The 19,557-nt window shown below is 40.9% G+C and carries 19 protein-coding genes; 12 read left to right on the forward strand and 7 right to left on the reverse strand.

The features are described from left to right. Window position 1: 1 nt before the first annotated feature. Complete coding sequence (locus tag DVR12_RS26185) at window positions 2–1,456, reverse strand: TolC family protein (RefSeq protein ID WP_116978774.1); 1,455 nt, start codon at window positions 1,454–1,456, stop codon at window positions 2–4. Window positions 1,457–1,774: 318 nt separating this feature from the next. On the opposite strand from DVR12_RS26185, the gene DVR12_RS26190 reads away from it, so the two are divergent. From DVR12_RS26190 to DVR12_RS26225, 8 genes are read left to right on the forward strand one after another with little or no spacing between them, the layout of a single operon-like run. Beyond that, window positions 1,775–2,308: a YceI family protein gene (locus DVR12_RS26190; RefSeq protein WP_116978775.1), complete on the forward strand. Its 534-nt coding sequence runs from the start codon at window positions 1,775–1,777 to the stop codon at window positions 2,306–2,308. Between the two features lie 3 nt (window positions 2,309–2,311). Next, entirely contained in the window at window positions 2,312–3,295 is a 984-nt protein-coding gene (locus DVR12_RS26195; protein WP_233522469.1) for a ring-cleaving dioxygenase, read from the forward strand. Between the two features lies 1 nt (window position 3,296). Further along, on the forward strand, window positions 3,297–3,923 hold the full coding sequence (locus DVR12_RS26200) for an alpha/beta hydrolase (RefSeq protein WP_199417210.1): 627 nt from the start codon (window positions 3,297–3,299) through the stop codon (window positions 3,921–3,923). A gap of 10 nt (window positions 3,924–3,933) precedes the next feature. Continuing rightward, entirely contained in the window at window positions 3,934–4,335 is a 402-nt protein-coding gene (locus DVR12_RS26205; RefSeq protein WP_116978776.1) for an OsmC family protein, read from the forward strand. A gap of 2 nt (window positions 4,336–4,337) precedes the next feature. Then, the gene (locus DVR12_RS26210; protein WP_116978777.1) at window positions 4,338–4,784 is read left to right on the forward strand and encodes a (4Fe-4S)-binding protein; all 447 of its coding nucleotides are present in this window, start codon (window positions 4,338–4,340) and stop codon (window positions 4,782–4,784) included. A gap of 6 nt (window positions 4,785–4,790) precedes the next feature. Beyond that, entirely contained in the window at window positions 4,791–5,066 is a 276-nt protein-coding gene (locus DVR12_RS26215) for a GNAT family N-acetyltransferase (protein WP_116978778.1), read from the forward strand. Window positions 5,067–5,120: 54 nt separating this feature from the next. Next, complete coding sequence (locus DVR12_RS26220; protein WP_116978779.1) at window positions 5,121–5,699, forward strand: YeeE/YedE family protein; 579 nt, start codon at window positions 5,121–5,123, stop codon at window positions 5,697–5,699. Continuing rightward, the gene (locus tag DVR12_RS26225; RefSeq protein WP_116978780.1) at window positions 5,699–6,109 is read left to right on the forward strand and encodes a DUF6691 family protein; all 411 of its coding nucleotides are present in this window, start codon (window positions 5,699–5,701) and stop codon (window positions 6,107–6,109) included. The genes DVR12_RS26220 and DVR12_RS26225 overlap by 1 nt, the downstream gene beginning before the upstream one ends. Window positions 6,110–6,208: 99 nt before the next feature. Here the strand turns inward: DVR12_RS26225 and DVR12_RS26230 are convergent, their stop codons facing one another. From DVR12_RS26230 to DVR12_RS26250, 5 genes are all read right to left on the reverse strand, one after another. After that, window positions 6,209–6,784: a DUF4142 domain-containing protein gene (locus tag DVR12_RS26230; RefSeq protein ID WP_116978781.1), complete on the reverse strand. Its 576-nt coding sequence runs from the start codon at window positions 6,782–6,784 to the stop codon at window positions 6,209–6,211. Window positions 6,785–6,995: 211 nt separating this feature from the next. Further along, window positions 6,996–8,117 (reverse strand): zinc finger domain-containing protein, encoded by a 1,122-nt coding sequence (locus DVR12_RS26235; protein ID WP_116978782.1) that lies wholly within the window; start codon window positions 8,115–8,117, stop codon window positions 6,996–6,998. A gap of 85 nt (window positions 8,118–8,202) precedes the next feature. Beyond that, entirely contained in the window at window positions 8,203–9,321 is a 1,119-nt protein-coding gene (locus DVR12_RS26240; RefSeq protein ID WP_116978783.1) for an SPFH domain-containing protein, read from the reverse strand. A gap of 69 nt (window positions 9,322–9,390) precedes the next feature. Then, a complete protein-coding gene (locus DVR12_RS26245; RefSeq protein WP_116978784.1) occupies window positions 9,391–10,239 on the reverse strand; it encodes an alpha/beta hydrolase in 849 nt (282 codons plus the stop codon). Window positions 10,240–10,641: 402 nt separating this feature from the next. After that, window positions 10,642–12,003 (reverse strand): acyl-CoA dehydrogenase family protein, encoded by a 1,362-nt coding sequence (locus DVR12_RS26250; protein WP_116978785.1) that lies wholly within the window; start codon window positions 12,001–12,003, stop codon window positions 10,642–10,644. 376 nt (window positions 12,004–12,379) lie between these two features. On the opposite strand from DVR12_RS26250, the gene DVR12_RS26255 reads away from it, so the two are divergent. Genes DVR12_RS26255 through DVR12_RS26270 form a run of 4 tightly spaced genes read left to right on the forward strand, consistent with a single transcriptional unit; the run spans window position 12,380 to window position 17,629 of the window. After that, window positions 12,380–12,943: an RNA polymerase sigma-70 factor gene (locus tag DVR12_RS26255; protein WP_116978786.1), complete on the forward strand. Its 564-nt coding sequence runs from the start codon at window positions 12,380–12,382 to the stop codon at window positions 12,941–12,943. A gap of 48 nt (window positions 12,944–12,991) precedes the next feature. Beyond that, a complete protein-coding gene (locus tag DVR12_RS26260; protein ID WP_116978787.1) occupies window positions 12,992–13,969 on the forward strand; it encodes a FecR family protein in 978 nt (325 codons plus the stop codon). 31 nt (window positions 13,970–14,000) lie between these two features. Beyond that, window positions 14,001–16,601, forward strand: a complete 2,601-nt coding sequence (locus tag DVR12_RS26265; protein WP_158563379.1) for a TonB-dependent receptor — start codon at window positions 14,001–14,003, stop codon at window positions 16,599–16,601. A 2-nt stretch (window positions 16,602–16,603) separates the two neighbouring features. Then, window positions 16,604–17,629, forward strand: a complete 1,026-nt coding sequence (locus DVR12_RS26270; protein WP_116978789.1) for a DUF4249 family protein — start codon at window positions 16,604–16,606, stop codon at window positions 17,627–17,629. 45 nt (window positions 17,630–17,674) lie between these two features. On the opposite strand, the gene DVR12_RS26275 is transcribed toward DVR12_RS26270, so the two are convergent. Next, complete coding sequence (locus tag DVR12_RS26275) at window positions 17,675–19,540, reverse strand: M1 family metallopeptidase (protein WP_116978790.1); 1,866 nt, start codon at window positions 19,538–19,540, stop codon at window positions 17,675–17,677. Window positions 19,541–19,557: the final 17 nt, after the last annotated feature.

The following is a 19,557-nucleotide window of genomic DNA, read 5'->3' on the forward strand; positions in this document are numbered from 1 at the left end:
TTTATCTATCAATGTATGTAGCGAATTGTTCTGGTGTACCGATAACGTTGTAATATTCTGCCATAGCCAGATAATAGCCCATTACAGCCGTGTAGTATATTTTCTCCATTTCTTCCTGTAGCAGTAAAGCATCGTTTACATCCTTGACAGAAGACAGTTGATTTTGCATTCTGTCTGTTACAAGTACAGTAGTAATGCGGGCCTGTTGCCTGGCACTGTCGAGTGATGCAACATCATTCTGCAATGCCTTCATTTTATTGAGTGATACCTTAAGCTTAAGTTCAAGAGTTGTTTTGGTGTTTTCAGCAGCCATCCGGGCTTCTTCTACCAGCATTTTAGTGGCTTTAGTACGCTTGTATTTCTGAAAACCGTCGAAGATGTTCCATTGCATTTCTACACCTACCAACCAGGGAGGAATTGTAATTGGTAAATCTTTCTGATAAAGATTAAGGCTACCAATTGCAAAGATATTGGGGAGGGCTAAGGAGCGGGAAGCCTTTACAGCAACGTTTGCAAGATCTGTTTTATTGGTAACCAATCTATAGGTTGGGTTATGCTGTAATACATCCGGCTGCTCTGTAGGGGGAGCCGTAGTTACTTCATAACCTAAAGTATCAGTTATTATAAGCGGGGCGTCGATAGGCCGACCCAATAGCTGATTGAGTTCGAGCATTGCATTCTCCTTTTCCAGTTCCAGGTTATTATACCGGTTAGTTGCCTGAACGTAGGATACACGTGCCCAGTTGAGGAGATATGGAGGAAGGATTTGATTATCTTTTAAAGAAGTAGCATAGTTTCTGTTTTTCAAAAATGCATCAACTATCACTGCTTCATGGGCCAAAATGGTGTTCAGATACATGATCCGCAGATACTGAGCACTGATAGCGAAATACAATCCTTTCTCAACTACCTCCTGATTAATTTCTCCTGCTGCCACCTGGGTTCTTGCCAATTGTTGAGCTGTATTAATTTTTCCACCCAGATAGATTGGTTGCCGTAGCGCTAAAGCTGCAGTAAAGTAGGATTGTTTGGAGAGTTCGGGATTATAATCAGGATATAACGCATTAATAATTCCTTTCGATGCATTATAGATAGCATCCTGTACATTCTGAGGAAGAGGCTGACCTGTAATTTCCTGGAACACGGTATTGGCAGTATTTACGCTTTGAGCAGAAGAGCCATTTACTACCCCATCTTTCACCTGTTGCAGATTTATTTTAAGGGGTTTGCTAAGATAATTGTAGCCAGCCAGCAAATCGAGATTAGGGTAATATGCCCGGTTTTCAGCCTGGAGGGAAAACTCTCTGGCTTGTAGGGATTTTTGAGCCTGTTGAACTACCGAATTGTTTTGTTTGGCCAGTTGATAACAATCTTTTAAAGTAAGGCTTTTACCTGTTTCCTGAGCTTGGGTTGATATGGCCAATTGAAAGGATAAAATAAATAAGAAATATCTCATACCGGTTCATTTCATCTGAAAGGCTTATGGCTTCAACACACCCAAACAATTTTTCATGAATAATGTTTGAAGTATTTAAAAAAACTCTCACATTATATGATAATAAATCTCTTACCGTTAAAATCGTTATATTTAGAAACCGCCAAAAATTGTACACCATTAACTGTAAATCATCCATTTTTACCCAACTGAGCGCGCACGATATTTGTGGTATGAAAAGAAATGAACAATCAGTACTAAATCTTGTTAGAATATAGTCCTGAAGCGACTTTCGAGGAATTTTAACACAATTAATCACTTATAAAATCTCAATTATTTATGGCTAAGCAACAATGGGTACTGGACCCTAGTCACAGTGAGCTTGGATTTAAAATCCGTCACCTTATGATTACCAATGTGAGTGGTAAATTCAACGACTTTACTGTGGAAGCAGAAACAGAAGAAGAAGATTTCATGACTGCCAAAGTTAAAGCTTCCATAGATGTGGATTCTATCAGCACAGGTAGTGCGGATAGGGATAAACATCTAAGGTCTCCGGATTTCTTTGATGTAAATGCTCATCGCAATATCACCTTTGTTGCAACGAAATATGAGAACATTGACAACGATGGATCTTATGAACTATATGGGGATCTTACCATCCGGGGTATAACCAAAAACATCAAGCTGCATATTGAGTTTGGGGGTGTAGTAAAAGATCCATGGGGTAATACAAAAGCCGGGTTTACTGTTAATGGTAAAATCAGCAGAAAAGAATTCGGTCTAACCTGGAATGCTGCCACTGAATCCGGAGGAGTAATGGTAGGTGATGATGTGAAGATCAACGGTGAAGTGCAACTGATTAAAAAGTAATAGATGCACGAATGGCGGGCACTTTCGTCATTCGTGCAACCTAAAAAGTTCGATATGGATAAGATAACAGGGCTGCATCATATAACAGCAATATCAGGCAATGCGAAAAAGAATTTTGATTTTTATACCAGAGTGCTGGGCTTGAGGTTTGTTAAAAAGACAGTGAATTTTGATGATCCTCTTACCTATCATTTTTATTATGGAGATGAAAAAGGAACTCCGGGTACTATTCTTACATTTTTTCCTTGGGAAGATATCATGACAGGCCGCCGGGGTACACATATGGTAACCGAAATAGGTTATGCTATACCTGAAGGCAGTATTGATTTCTGGATTAAACGATTTGAAAAGGAGAATGTACTTTATAACAAACCTGCCTCCAAATTTGGAGAGGTGTATCTTACTTTTTTAGATCCGGATGGATTAAAAGTGGAACTTACTGTTCCTGAGTACCCTGATTCCCGCGTTCCCTGGGTTACAAATGAAGTAAGCGAGGAACATGCGACCAGGGGTTTCCATCATGTAACCCTTACACTTGAAGATATTCAGCCGACAGCCGATATATTGGTTTCGGTATTCGATTATAAACTGGTAAAGAACCATGTAAATCGATACAGATTTGCCAGTCCGGCGGGCGATACAGCCAATTTCATTGATTTGGTTGAAGCGAAGGGAGAAGCACGCGGGCATGTTGCCGGAGGTAGTGTACATCATATTGCTTTCAGAATGAAGGACGATGAAATGCAAAAACATTATCGTCAGCTGCTGGAAGACCGTGGCCTGGAAGCAACACCACAAATGGATCGTAAATATTTCAGGTCTGTTTACTTCAGAGAGCCCGGAGGTGTGCTTTTTGAATTGGCAACAGATACTCCGGGTTTTACGGTAGATGAACCGGTGAATGAATTGGGTACGCATCTGATGTTACCTGCACAGTATGAACCAATGAGGAAAGAGATTGAAGCGAAACTGGTAAAATTAGGTTAATATGGATTTTAAACCAATGAAATATATTTATCAGCCCATTGGCAACAATAACGACTATACGTTGCTATTGCTGCATGGAACAGGAGGTGACGAACGTGATATGTTGCCATTGGCTGGTGAATTAGGGAATAAATACAATATTCTGAGTTTGAGGGGAAATGTAAGTGAGCATGGAATGCCTCGTTTTTTCCGTCGCTTAGCTATGGGAGTTTTTGATGAAGAAGATGTTCATTTCAGAACACATGAAATGGTTCATTTTTTAAAAGAACTTTCAACCAAAGAAGAATTTGACATAAACAAACTAATTGCAGTTGGCTATTCCAACGGAGCCAATATTGCAGGAGCCGCTTTAATCCTATACCCTGAACTACTTGCAGGCGCCATTTTATTCAGACCTATGCAGCCGTTAACAGGGCTTGAAGATAGCTTTGAAACTGAGCGTCAGCAACCTGTATTTATGAGCTCAGGAACACAGGATGGTACTGTAAATCCGGCTGCTACAGCCGCGTATGCTACATTACTTAGTGCCAATGGTTTTAAAGTAAGCAACTACAATATTCCTACCGGGCATAATCTGGTGCAACAGGATATTACCTTAGCCGCACAATGGCTAAAAGACAATTTTTAGTAAAACAAATATGGATCAGGAAATTAAAGTAACACTCGGTGGACAGCACTATCAGGCTTCCATCGAAACAAGAGGCCATAGATGGCTGGCAGACGAACCTATTGAAGTTGGTGGTGGAGATACCGGCCCTGCCCCAGGTGAATTGTTGTTAAGCAGCCTCGGTACCTGTACGGCTATTACCGTTAAAATGTATGCCGACCGTAAGAAGTGGCCACTGGAAAGCATAGAAGTGGAAGTTAGATTTAACAGTGCGGCCAAACCCGACCCGCTTACAACTGTCATTGATCTGGATATTCATTTTAATGGTAACTTAGATGAGGAGCAAACAGCCAGATTATTGCAGATTGCAAAGTCCTGCCCGGTGCATAAACTACTAAGCAACCCCATTATTATGAATAATAAATCTGTTTAAAAATGGAAAAAGACATCACTAAGCATTATAGTAACGGTGAAGTTACCATTGTATGGAAGCCAAATGTTTGTGTACATTCTGAAGTATGCTTTCACGGGCTGCCAACAGTGTTTGATCCGCATAAAAAACCCTGGATCAATGCTGAAGGAGCCGGTACCCAAAACATTGTTGACCAAGTAAAAAGATGTCCATCCGGCGCTTTAACCTATTTCATGAATAAAGAGGTTACAGCAGCTCATGGCACTGAACCGGAAATTACTGCCGAAAGTATAGTTGAACCCTTACCCAACGGACCGTTGCTGGTATATGGCAACATCGTTGTGCGAGATGCAAACGGAAAAGAAACCCATAAAAATAAGGTAACGGCATTTTGTCGCTGTGGAGAATCCTCCAATAAACCCTACTGTGACGGAACCCATACAAAAATCAATTTCTCTGATAAATCCTAACTAATAATGGAAACATTAACGATTCTAAATAACACCGAGCAACATCGCTTTGAAACTGAAGTAGACGGACAAAAAGCATTCATTGTTTATTCCCTGTTTCCGGGTGGTATTGCGTACATTCATACAGAAGTACCAACAGCATTGGAAGGAAGAGGAATAGCCGGTCAACTGGCTAAATATGTGTTGGAATATGCAAGAGAAAATCATTTAAAGGTGAAGCCCTTATGCCCCTACGTTCATGCCTATATGAAAAGGCATCCTGAATATAACGACTTGCTTTAATTTTTTACGGATAACGAAACAATCGTTGTCCGTTTTTTTTATAAATCAACCTCTATGCAACATTTATTAAATATTATTCAACGCCCCTGGCATTGGTCGATATCCGGCTTTTTGATAGGGCTAACTGTTCCGCTACTATTACTTCTCGGTAATAAAGCTTTTGGAATTTCTTCTTCTCTGAGGCATATATGTGCTGCCTGTTTGCCTGCTAATATTTCCTTCTTTAAATACGACTGGAAGAAAGAAGCATGGAATTTATTCTTTGTTGCCGGAATAATAATCGGTGGCTTCATTGCAGCAAATTATCTTCAGGATGGCAGTGATATTACAGTTGCTGCACCTACTAAGGAAAGGCTTGCTAATTATGGGATTCGGGATTATAGTCTCCTATTACCTCATGAGATATTTGAATGGTCTAATATCTTTACCTGGAAAGGACGATTCTTCTTTATGATAGGCGGATTTCTTGTAGGGTTTGGTACAAGATACGCTGGTGGTTGTACTTCAGGGCATTCTATTATGGGTTTATCTAACCTGCAATGGCCATCACTTGTGGCTACCTGTTGTTTTATGGCCGGAGGGTTCTTATCTGCCAACATTATTATTCCTTATGTATTTAAATTATTCAGCTAATGAAATATCTCAAATATTTACTTGCCGGAACCTTTTTTGGAATTGTGCTGGTTAAAGCACAAGTGATCAGTTGGTTCAGAATTCAGGAAATGTTTCAACTCACCTCCTTTCATATGTATGGAGTTATAGGCACAGCTGTGATTACCGGAATTATCTCCCTACAAATAATAAAGCGTTTTAAGATCAAATCATTTAACGGAGAGCCTATTAAAGTTGCTCCCAAAAGCTTTGATAAAGGTCAGATCTTTGGCGGGCTTATTTTCGGTATTGGATGGGCTATTACAGGAGCATGTCCGGGGCCTTTGTTTGCACAGATTGGGAGTGGATTTACAGTGGTGATAGTTACGCTATTCTTTGCGATTTTAGGCACCTGGGTATACGGATTATTTAGTGATAAGCTTCCTCATTAAAAAACCGATAATACAGCATTTCTTCAGCTTAGTGAATAAAGCAGGGCTGACCATTAAATGATCAGCCCTTTAATTGTATTCTCTGCATTCACTAGTTAATCACTTCATTTTTTTCAGTGCTTCTTTCACTGCCTTGGCAGAATCGAGATGCATTTTTAGTGTTGGTAATGTATTTCCAGCCCAGGCTTTCAAATCTACATCAGTTAAATCTTCTGATGCTTTTTCAAATGCCTTCACATCTTTTTCATGGTCATCAACCATCATATCTATATATGATTTATCGAAGTCTTTGCCTGATTTCTTACCTAATTCCTCCATATGCTTTTTAGTTTCTTCAGATAAATCGGCTGGCAATGTAATATTTTTTTTGCTCGCTATAGATTTTATTTCGTCTTCAAGTCTTGAATGATCGTTTACCATCATAGCCCCAAAAGCCTTAACACGCTCATTTGTAGCCTTTTCCTGGGCTAATTTACCGAAAGCAACTTCCATCATACTTCCGGTAGCTGCTTCAACAGCAAATTGTGAGGAATGCTCATCAACTGGCTTAACTACTTCGTTAATATTTTGAGCGCTGTCTGCAGGTGTTTCTGACTGTTTGTTACCACCATTGCCACATGATTGAAGGAACCATATCGACAAACAAGCAACAGACAGAATAATTAGCTTTCTCATTGTATTGAATTTTTGGGTTTTAAAATAAAGAATGATTGCGTTGCACCATTCTTTACAAAAAGGATACCCAGGGATAGCCTAATTAACAAAACACAATACCATAGGGGAAATAGACGGATATACGAAGAAAGGGGATTACCAAAAGGGTTGTAGATAATTTTTCCCAGAAAGGAGATTGAGGAGATCGTTAGCAATCTCCTCAATAGTAATTTTATTTTTGTGAATATTGATAGATCAGTGCGATGATTACAATAATTGCAATAACCAAAGAAGCAATCTTTATCCAACTATAAGGTCTGTCGCCCGTTACTTCACCAGTACAAGCATTAACAACGAAATGATAGAGCTTATCGTTATACTTGTATGCGCTAATCCACACGGGTAAAAGCAGATACTTTACACCCAGTTTGTTGTAGGTAACCTGATAACGGTCTATTCGCTGTTCATCTCCCCCAATATCGCTATAGATTTCCTGGCATATTACAGGGTCCATTCGTTTTTTGGCGGTTACCAATGCCTGTTCAACATCTGTTTGATAAACTTCCGCTCTGAAACCGCTCAGATATCTGCCATCGTATTTCTTCAATTGATCCAGTAGCCAGGGTTCCAGGATCTGAGCCATTTTTAAGGGCAAAGAAGGACTGGCAGAGACCAATACATCTCTAAAATCATAGGCTACTCTACCAGAAGCCGGATACCAGGCTGTATGTCTTACTTGTCGTGTACGCGTTTCCGTTCTACCATTAACTTGTTCCGTATAAGTTTCAGTTGTATAGTAGTACTCGCCCCGTTGACCAACATAAGAGGTGTCTGTATCAGTATCGTAGCTCCAGTGCGGAATGTATACCCCTTTAAGTTGCTGGGATGCTCCGCTCCTTACCTTTTTCACCAGATCAGAAGGAGCAAACCATAATTTGCTCATCCAGTTTCTGAAATATTGTAAGGCTTCAGAATCCTTCACCACAAATGGCAGTACATAATGCGGTTGCAGAATGCTGGTAGTTTGAGAGGTATCTACGACCAGCGGAGAGGCACAGAACGGACAGGAATCGGCTGTTACATTCGGCAACATGGTTGTAGAAGCTCCGCAACCCGTGCATTTTACAACAACAGCATCCTGGGTAGCGCCGGTGTGATTATGCAGATCGGAAATGAATGACTCATAATCGACAGGTGCAATCAGCAGCGGATCGGTAGTATCTTCAATCTGATTAACAGTTCCACAATACTCGCATTGCAGGCTGTTGGTACCTGGAGCATAATGCAGAATAGCGCCACAATTCTGGCACTTCAGGGTATTGACCGTCTCACTTGTTTTTTCCTCAAAAGACATAGGAATATATTGCCAGAGAAAGAAATTCACGCATTAAGCATTGATGCCATTGTGCGTGAACTTCATTCTTCAATTCTATAATTAATTACGGTAAAGGTGGAGGAATAGTTGCCAGAACAGGGGCCAGATCAGGCACTGTAGAAGCAGCCGCCCACGCAGCCATACCATTTTTCCAAACCAGTGTTTGTCCGTTAAGGTTTCCGGCAGCAGCTAATTGGCGAAGTTGCTCCACCTCGAAAGGTCCGTTTTGCTTACCATCAATAGCCACGTAATACGGTCCTACTGTTGGCAATGGCGGAGGAGCTCCGGCCCCACCAGCATTGGCAGCAGCCTGATTATTATTATTCTGGAAGATATTTCCAACCTGTCCCATCATTGCAGCACCCATACCGGCACCCAGACCAGCGGCTGCCAGTCCGCCGCCTGAAGGATTTTCGGCTGCTTTTTCCATTGCACTGGCAGCCTGGAATTGTGCATAGGCACCCAGGTTACCAACAATTCCGATGCTGCTACGTTTATCGAGTGCTGCTTCCACTTCAGGTGGTAAGGAGATATTTTCGATAAGGAACTTGGTAAGTTCAAGTCCGAGTTCATTAAACTCGCTACCTATTTTACCAGTAATCTGCGTAGATACTTCCTCGTAGTTTGCGGCAAGGTCTAATACCGGAATTTTAGCTTCAGCGATAGCCTCCATACCACGGGAAACGGCGAGGTTACGGAGTTGTTCATTGATACCTTCAACAGTAAATTCAGGATTTGTAGCTGCCACTTCTTTCAGGAATTGAGCACCATCTTTTACCCGGAAGCTGTAGCTACCGAAAGCCCTGAGCCTGAGCGGCCCAAACTCGGCATCTCTAAGCATCACCGGATTTTTAGTACCCCATTTCTGGTTAGTGAACTGGCGCATGCTGATAAAGAAGATATCAGCTTTAAATGGACTGTTGAATCCATATTTCCATCCCTGCAATGTGCTAAGGATAGGCATATTCTGAGTAGTCAGCGAATACATTCCTGGTTGAAAGACATCCGCAATCTTACCTTCATTCATAAATACAGCTATCTGAGATTCGCGAACCGTCAGTTTAGCATTCATCTTTATTTCATTCTGGTAGCGGGGAAACTTCCACACAATCAAGTCAGATGAGGGGTCTGTCCACTCAATAATATCAATAAATTCATTTCTGAGTTTATCAAATAGTCCCATAGTTTCAGATTTTATCGTCGCTCAAATTTAGAGAATTATTTTTTCGAAAAAATGATAATAAAAAGTTAATTAATAACCGATGGAAACCAACCATTTTTCTAGTAGCAATGGCCAGGTTGCCCCGGCAGCATTATTTGTTCTCAGGCCATAGCCATGCCCTCCTTTGGGATACAGATGCTGTTCCACGTTTACCTTCGCATTACGAAGGGCTGCAGCCATTACCAAAGCACTATTGGCATAAGGGTCATCGGCCGTTGCAAACAAAAAGGCAGGTGGCGTTTGTGCATCTACCAATAATTCGGGTGTCAATGAATTACCCGGCCCTTTATCCAGATAAGCCGGATAAATAAGCACTGAGAAATTTGGTTTGGCAGAAGCACTATCTGCTTTATCTACCGGCGTATATGTTGGCTCGTTATACCTGGTTGAAGCACGGGCAGTAAGACTGCCACCAGCAGAAAACCCCAGCATCCCGATCTTATCGGGATCGAGTTTCCATTCAGCAGCCCTGCTACGTACTATCCGCATAGCACGCTGGGCATCCTGGAGGGCGCCTGATTCTTTTTTAGGAACCCTGTACTGTAATACAAAAGCGGTATAGCCAAGTTTATTAAGCCATTCAGCCACTTCATAGCCTTCATGATTAATTGCCAAAATAGCATAACCACCACCCGGACAAATTACAACAGCTTTACCATTTCTGTTTTTTGAAGAAGCCGGGAATACTTCCAGAATGGGGTCGGTAACGTCGGTTAGTCTTACAATATTATTACTGGTATCCGGAGTTACTACCGCAGCGTGTTTGGCGGCGGATTCGTCTGGCACTGTATCAGGCCATAAATGGATGGTTGTTTTCTTTTGAGCATTGACTACTACATTCAAACCTAACATCATTAAAATGGTACATAATTGTTTCATAACTGGAATTTACAAGTATGAACAAATGTAATAAATGTCGGGGGCAGATAAAAGAACAGCCTCCCAAAAGGGAAGCCGTAGTTGCCAATCTAACCGACAGGAAATGCAGCTCCTGTCCGGTGTCCTTGCTTAATAGTTAAATATGATTGAGATTTCTCTTGTTAAAATGTGTCGACTGTTGCAATAATTGTTCTGACAACATCAGCTTTAGAAGAATTTGTTCCGGGATGCTGGCAACCGGTTAACTAAGTAAACCGGAGCATAGCAATAAAAAAACTAAACCGCCAGAAGTGCAATCATAAGATTGTTGTTTCATACATCAACTTTATGACAGCAAAACTAGCGGCTAGAGTGCATTTGTGCTTCAGTAGAAACACTGAATTAGAAAAATCAGGACTGTTATTATACAAAAGCGCTGAAGCCGGTAATACCTCTTCCAACTATCAGGGAATTAATTTCTTTAGTTCCTTCATAAGAGTAAATGGCTTCTGCGTCGGCAACGAATCGGGCAACATTATATTCCAGTAAAATACCATTCCCTCCCATTACTTCTCTGGCGCGGCTTACCACATCGCGGGTACGCAGTGTACAAAACACCTTAGCCAGTGAGGCATGTTCATCTGTCAACTGGCCAGCATCCTGGAGTTCAGATAAGCGATAGCAGAGTGTTTGCATTGCAGTAAGATTTGAGAGCATTTCAACAAGGTGGCCCTGAATTAACTGAAATGCAGCAATTGGTTTTCCAAATTGTTTACGCTGGCGAGTATAGGCCAGGGCATTTTCGTATGCACCCCGTGCGCATCCAACAGCTTCCCAGGCAACACCAGCCCTGGTCATACGCAAAACTTTGGCTGTATCTTTAAATGAATTGGCCAGTTGTAAGCGATCTTTTTCGGCAACCTGGCAATTATCGAGTGTAATTAATCCATTCTGAACAATCCGGAGTGCCATCTTATCCTCAATCTTAGCTACACTGAAGCCGGGAGTACCTTTTCTTACAAGAAAACCTTTCACCTGATTATCATCCAGATCCCTTGCCCAAATGATATTTACATCAGCAAAAGTAGCATTGCCTATCCACTTCTTTTGGCCATTAATAACCCAGGTATCCCCTTCCCGTTTAGCCGTGGTAGTGAGTCCGCCTGCTGTAGCAGATCCAACTTCAGGTTCGGTAAGACCGAAAGACCCGATAATGTTTAGCTGTTGCATGCCAGGTAGCCACTCCTGCTTTTGTTCTTCAGATCCCAGCAGATAAATTGATCCCATGGCCAAGCCGCTTTGAACACCAAAGAAAGTGGCAATAGAAGCATCTACCCTGGCCATTTCCATGGCAATAATTCCTTCCATCAAAAAGGACCTGTTAGGGCAGCCATATCCTTTATAGGTAACACCGCAGATATTTAGTTCTCTGAATTTGGGAATGATGTCAAAAGGGAAAGATGCTTTTAACCAATGTTCATTTACTATAGGTTTAATTTCTTTTTCCATGAAAGCGCGAACCTGGAGCTGCAAAGCCCTGTCTTCCTCATTAAGCTTACCGCCAAGGTCATAGAAGTCGCCATCGATGGGTGGAAGTTCCTTTTTCTTACCGGAGCCACCAGTCAACATTTTCATTAAGCCATTCAATTGTGTATCATCCATATGGCCCACAGCATGCATAACCTTGGCGAGGTCCACTTTTTCGGATAATCGGGAAAGTGCTGCCAGATCAATATTTTTTAATAAATGGTATGCCTGCTTAAGTTTAGAGAAAGTTCCTGCCATGACAATTAGTATTTCTTTTAAAAATACAGTGTTTCGGATAGCTTGCAAAGATAAAAGTTGGGGTTTGGTAGGTTTAAAATGAAAAGGGTGCCTCAAAAATTGAGACACCCACTGGTTTATTAAAAAACACAACTAAAAGAAAAATTGAAAGAAAGCAGCAAACAAAAAATAGTCTACTGCTTTAAAACTATCTATCATGGCTGATATTAGAGTTATAACGCAGGATTTTTGCAATCCCTCTATTTTTATTTTCATCAAGATAAGAATGTAAAACAGGTTATTTGAGAATTAAAAATCTACTCTTGATTTAAAATTTATAATTGTTTGATTACATTCGCAGCTACGTATTCATATATCAAAATATTCTGAAGGTTAAATGGTTACGACGCCTTCTTACGCGGCATATAAAGAATTGTTTCATTCGCAGTATAGTGACTTATGTAACTATGCCCATAGTTATTTAAAGGACGATGCTGTTGCAGAGGATGTAGTACAGGAAACATTCATCAAACTTTGGGAAAAGCATCCCGAACTGATAGAAATGCCCAATATCAAGGCATACCTCTACAGAGCCGTCAGGAATAACTCTATATCGGTACTCAGAAAGCAGTCGACTGAAGACAATGGAAATAAAGGCTATGAATGGTTGCAGGATAGTTCAGAAGACCCTGATGCAAATGAAATAGCAGCCAGCAAACCGCATTATGATAAATTAATTTACGAAGCAATTGCGCAATTACCACCACAATGCAGGGAAGTATTCACTTGTTGCCGGGTTCAGGGGATGACGCATCAACAAACTGCACAGAAATTAGGATTATCGCCTAAAACTGTTGAAAACTATATGGGAAGGGCCTTGAAACTGTTACGGAAGTATCTTTATAAATACGGTCTGCCAATTGGAATATTATTTTTATTAAAAATATTAGAGACACATTAGAGGGTTTTACGATAGAAAGACGTTATACAAGCAGAGCACAATATTATTATGGAGCAATTTGACACTTATTACTACGATCTGATGGCCAAAAAGCTATCTGGCCACTGTACTGCAGCAGAACTTTCTGAACTGGAGCAATGGCTGGCTGCTTCCCCTGACCACCAGGCAGAATATGATATTTTGTCGAAACTCTGGCAAGATAGTCTGCCTGTCGCGAAACCAAGAGCATATGATGCGGCCAATGCATGGAAAAAGGTAGAACTGGCAACTGCGCCTGCAGCTGTTATTAAACCTATTTTTAACTGGAAGAAACTTAGTGTGGCAGCGGCTGTGCTGGCTGTTATTGGTTCTGCATCCTGGTTTATCTTTAGCCATAATTCCATCAAAAAACATGAATTGGTGGCGAATGAAGGGAAAATAAAAAGCCTGGAACTTCCCGATAAATCCTTAGTGACCCTTCGCCAGGGCGCCAGAATAAAATATATAAACGGCTATCACAATCAAAACAGGTTAGTGGAACTCGAAGGAGAAGCATTCTTTGAGGTAGCAAATGATCCTGACCATCCTTTTCTTATAAGAACAGCCAATCAATCATTCGTAGAAGTACTGGGTACTTCTTTTACCGTACAAACAGATAAAGATAGTACTGCTGTTATTGTTGCTTCAGGAAAAGTACGACTTGGCGCAGAAAACGATACTGCTGCCGTTATACTCAGCTCCGGCCAAAGAGGTGTATGGGGAAATGGACAAATTTATTCCCGAAATAATACGAACCCCAACTTTATTGCCTGGAAAACAGGGGTTTTGCAATTTAATGACCAATCACTTCTTGAAATATTGCCACAATTAGCCGACTTTTACGCAAAAGATATCAGGGTTGATGCCAACTACAGGGAGACCGCTGCGAAGCAAAAAGCTACGATAACGTTCTCTAATCAGTCCTGTGACGACGTTTTGCATGAATTACAACTATTGCTTGGGTTCAACTATAAACAAACTGAAGACACCATCGTCATCAGTCAGTAGTATAAAAAAGGGCTATTTTCTAATTTTTTATTTGCTGTTCCTTTTTCCAGCAGCCAGCCTAACTGCTCAAACCAGTAAAGACAACCTACTTTACCTTAAATATATACCTCCCCTCAACCAGGGAACTATTCTCTTTTATATTCAGGATCTCCAAAAACAAACCGGGATATCTGTATCCTATAGTTCCAGTTTTCTTCACCTAAATAAAAAAGTACAGTTAACCGGTAAGGAAAATACCACAGGACAGGTACTTGCAGCAATTTTACAGGGAACAGGTATACAGGCAGCATCTTTAAACGGGAAGATTTTCCTGCTTCGGGAACAATCCCAGACACAATATTATACGATCAGTGGGTTTGTAAAAGAGAGCAATAGTAATGAATTGATCATTGGAGCCTCTGTATATGATCCTGTTACCAGAAAGGGAACTGAAACCAATGCATACGGGTTCTATACTTTACAGGTGCCAGATACCTGTACGGGCATTGTATTTTCTCATATCGCCTATCAGACACTTTACCAGCATCTCCCACCACCAGACGATGGGCAGCTGAATGTTTACCTTGCTCCGCATGGAATGCTGCAAACGGTTAACGTAAATGCTGATAGAGGAAACGTTTCATCTCAGGCTGGCTATCTGAATATGCCAGTAGGTTATGTTTCCAATTTCCCGGCTCTGCTTGGAGAGAAAGACGTATTAAAATCATTGCAGCTCTACCCTGGTACCAGTAGTTCATTGGAAAGCAGCAGTAACCTATTGATCAGAGGAGGAGGAAGTGATCAGAATTTATACCTCCTTGATGGAGTTCCTTTATATCATACCGGTCATTTATTCGGGTTATTTTCAATCTTTAATGGCGATGCAGTAAAAGATGTGTCATTGTATAAAGATGCCTTCCCTGCAAAATATGGAGGCAGGCTTTCCTCGGTAGTTGATATCCGTACCCGGGATGGTAATATGAAAGAATGGCATGGTAGTACCACTGTTAGCCCGGTATCGGCAAGTATACTATTGGAAGGACCCATAAAGAAAGACAAGAGTTCAGCATCCTTATCTATCCGCCGCTCACTGGTAGATTTACTATATGGCAGCACCCTGTTAAGCGACTATGGTAAATATTATCTGTATGATGTCAACTTTAAACTAAACCAGGTAATAGATGACAGGAACAGAATTTATGTGAGTTTCTATAAAGGCCAGGATAAGATGTTTGTGAGAAGTAACAACCCACTTATCCAGTTATTTGACGACTATAATTTCGATTGGAGTAATATCTCTGCAGCTGCAAAATGGACCAGAGTAATAAATCCAAAGATCTTCAGCAATACAACTGTTTCCTATAGTCGCTTTTACAATCTCTTTACTCAAAACTCCATCATTCCCCTATCATTTTATGATTCATTATTTGTAAGAGGAAAAGGAGTTTCAAGGATACGTGATATTGCTGCCAAGAATGAAACGGAATATGCTATCAGCAATAACCAGCATATCTCATTCGGATTAGGATATACCTACCACAACTTCGCCCCTACCGCATATCATACCAATATTTCGGCAGGTGATGCCTTACAGCGACAGGCCCCTATTTACTATATGTCGGATGTAACTGCCTATGTAGAAGATGAGCTCAGCTTACTGAACGATCGATTGGTAGTAAGACCCGGACTGCATTTTGGAGCATTGCTACAATATTCTTCAGTTTATGCCAGTGCCCAACCGAGGTTGATGGCCAGATGGCAGTTACCACATTCGCAATACATACAAATGTCCTTTGCGAAAATGACCCAGTTTCTGCATCAGTTAACTACTCCGGTAATTAATCTACCAACCGATTTATGGGTTCCCAGCACTGAAAATATAAAACCAGAGCATGCATATTCGTATAGTTTAGGTTATCAAAAACAGTGGAGTAATTTGTGGAGATTCAATATTAACCTCTATTACAAACAACTCAAGGATCTGGTAACTACCAATACGGTACTGAATATATTTGATAACTCCGATTTGTGGGAGAAGAAAGTAATTGCCGGAAACGGCTACAACTATGGAAGTGAGCTCTTGGTAGAGAAAACTCAGGGAAAGCTGACAGGAGTATTTTCCTATACGCTTTCCTGGGCCTGGAGGCAGTTCGACCGCCTAAATGCCGGCAGAATGTTTCCATATAAGGAAGATCGCAGACATAATTTATCATTGGCACTTAAATATCGTATCAATCCCAAATGGAGCCTTGCTGCTTCCTGGAAATTTGCCAGCGGTGCGCCTTTCACCTTACCAGTACAAATATTCCCGGACTTCGATTGGGCCCGAAATATTAAAGGGTATCTCGATGAGCGATATTCACCATTCTCTACCAACCAGGTAAACTATTTGCCTTACTTTGCCAGATTAAATAACTACCGGTTAAAACCTATACACCACCTGGATATAGGCGGAACCGTAAACTTAGGAAAAGAAAAATTCAGGCATATAATTACCGCCGGGGTATATAATATTTACAACCGAAGCAATCCATTCATCGTAAGCTTTGACCAGTTCTCTTACTTTACGTATGATGAAATTTATCCGCTTCAGTTATATCAATATAGTTTGTTTAAGACGTTACCATACTTGAGTTACACATTGAAATTTTAGATATGAGGTATCTGCATATTATAGGATGCTTGTTTTGTTGGGGAGTAATCACAAGTTGTGAACAGGAGTTGCCATTACCAGCTGGCAATGGAATGCCCCGTGCTGTTGTGTATAGCGAACTGATTGCAGGAACAACGCCAGAAGTAAGAGTTGGAAGAAGTAAAGCCGTAGGGCCAGGTATAGACAATGCTTTTGTTTTTACAACAGACGCTATCGTGCAGCTTCAGGATAGAAACGGTGGCCTGATAGAAACGCTCACCTACTCCCCGGATTCCAGTAATGTAATGGGGCTTTACGTGGGAAAATCAACTATTGATCCGGGTAAAAACTATAAGCTACAGGTTACAGTTCCCGAACTGAAACCGGTTAATGCAATGGCAACCATTCCGCCTCCGTTTAAGGTGGAGCTGCTGGATTCTGTCAGAACCCTGTTAAATGGCAGACCTGTATTAAGGTTTCATTTCACGGTTTCTCCAATTCCGGGAGTAAAGCAGTATATAGTAATGGAAGCATTGAAACAAAGCGTAATTACTGATACTTCATTTACGTATAAGGGAGCCCGTTATAGAAAAAGTGAACACAGATCATGGTTTGATGAGGTTAAGAATAAGCCGGAAGCAGATATCAGGAAGGACAGTATTTTCCAAAATGATTACCTGAGAATTCCATGCTATACCCAGGACGAAACTGCGGATAACAACCAGATAGGGGGATTAAACGAAAACTATAACAGTATTCTGTTTACCCAAAATGGCAAACCATTAACTACGGACTTCTATATCAATGCAACAGCATTGAGCTCCAATCCTACGGAAGCTATTGCTCCGATAGGAAGAGTATTGGTGTATGTTAAATCGGTATCAAAAGAGTACTACGACTTTCTGCTTACCTATGAGAAAGTAAAGCGGAATCCAGGGCTTAACAGCCTTATTCAGGCGATTCAGCTCAGAAGTAATGCCATTGGAGGATTAGGCGTTGTTGGAGGAAGTTATCAGAAATTATATTATCTGTACTACGACAAATTATAAGGAATATAGGGGTTGCAGGTATTCATCTACCTGCAACCCCTGTATTTATTTTACAACATACTCATTATTTGAAGGATCAACATCCGCGGTTCTGTTATTACCCAATACAACTTTCATTATTTTCTGCGTAGCAGGGAATGTTACAGTCACTGTTTTATTACCTTTTTCCCAACAGTCGATGGCCTTATGCACCTTTATTGTACTTCCATTGGCAAACTCGATTGTGAGGTCAACAGGTACAGGTTTATTACCCTTTGAGATAACTTCAACAGAACCAGATTTATTATTCTGGGATACTTTTCCGATTGCCAGATCAGGGAATCCACTATCGAAAAACCAGCTTTTCCAAAACCAATTCATATTACGTCCGGCCCCTTCGTTCATACTATAAAAGAAATCATAAGGTTCAGGGTGTTTTCCATGCCAGCGGGAAATATAAAGATGCAGGGCTTTTTCAAAAAGACTATCTCCCAACATATCCCTTACATAAAAATATCCCAGGGCTGTTTTGCCATAAGAGTTAGTTGCATAAACCGATTCGGTAAGCTGAGTTGAAGGAGTAATAATTGGCAGATCGGTGTAATTACCGGCGAAAGCGCTGTAGGTGTTGATTCCGTAATTATCTATAATAGAAGAATCTATTTTCGGGGTGATCAGCCATTCACCAATAGAGGCCCATCCTTCATCCATCCAGGCATAAAGGGTTTCATTGATTCCCATATAAAATGGAAACATGGTATGAAAGATTTCATGAACGCTCAACTCAATTGCCTCTGCCCTATTGGCCAATGGGTTATCATTTGCCATCATTGGATATTCCATTTGGTCTAACCCGTCGAACACTGTTTCGTGGCTATATGGGAAAGGCCATTTAGGAAAGAAGTAGCTCATATTATATACAGTACCTCTTGCATATTTAATCACTTCATAATAATCGGCATGACTTGGATTAAAGACAGCATCTACCCTAGTGCGGCGTTTGGTAACCGGATCGACCTCTACACTGGTAGATTTCCAGAGGTAGTGATCGCTTAAAGCAAACGCGAAATCAGTCACATTCTTAGCTTCAAAGATCCAGGTATGGGAAGGCTGCTTTTGTACAATGCTCTTGTCTTTCAGCGAGAGGCTATCTATAATATCTATGATGGCATCCTGTTTTTCTGCCAGGTTTATCCGTTGCTGAATTTTGTCGGTATAAATATCCTTTCCGTTCATCAAATCGCCGGTAGCCCAAACCTGAAAGGTGCCGGGGACAGTGATGGATACACGAAAATTGCAGAAATCGTTGTAGAACTCTGTAATTCCTCTATAGCTATTAATATCCCATCCGTTTATGTCGTCATAAACGGCAATACGTGGGAAGAAATAAGCAATAAACCAGGAGCTGCTATCCACAGATCCGGTTCTTATATGTGATCCTTTATTGAGGGTATAGGAAAAGGACATTGAGATCTTTACATTATTCCCGGTTTTTAGTTCCGGAACCCCTACAAAATAGTTAGTACCGGCGATACGGTCCGGATTCGGAGGGTTTATTGAATCATTTATGTTGATGTTTGTGATTTTTACTCCATCGGTTATATCTTCCGGGGAAACAGCCATGTTCCTGATATTTCCTTTTTGATAGAGATTTGGAAATATTTTGAAGTTGAGCATATAGATATTATCAGGACTATTGTTTGTGTAAACAATAGTTTCCTTACCAGAAACTAAATTAGTTGCCGGATCGAAGTTTACCTGAATATCATAGGTAGCTGAATTTTGCCAGTATTTTGGTCCGGGCGCTCCGGAATAACTACGGGTCTGATTCTGATATGCCTTTTCGAAGTTTCTGGGCATATATAAAGGGGTCTGGGCATTGACAGCGAGCATACAAAATAGCAGGCTGCCTAAAAGGATTAATTTTCTCATGGAATAAGCAGTATGCC

Origin of the sequence: Chitinophaga silvatica (assembly GCF_003419895.1) — a bacterium.
Lineage (GTDB): Bacteria > Bacteroidota > Bacteroidia > Chitinophagales > Chitinophagaceae > Chitinophaga > Chitinophaga silvatica.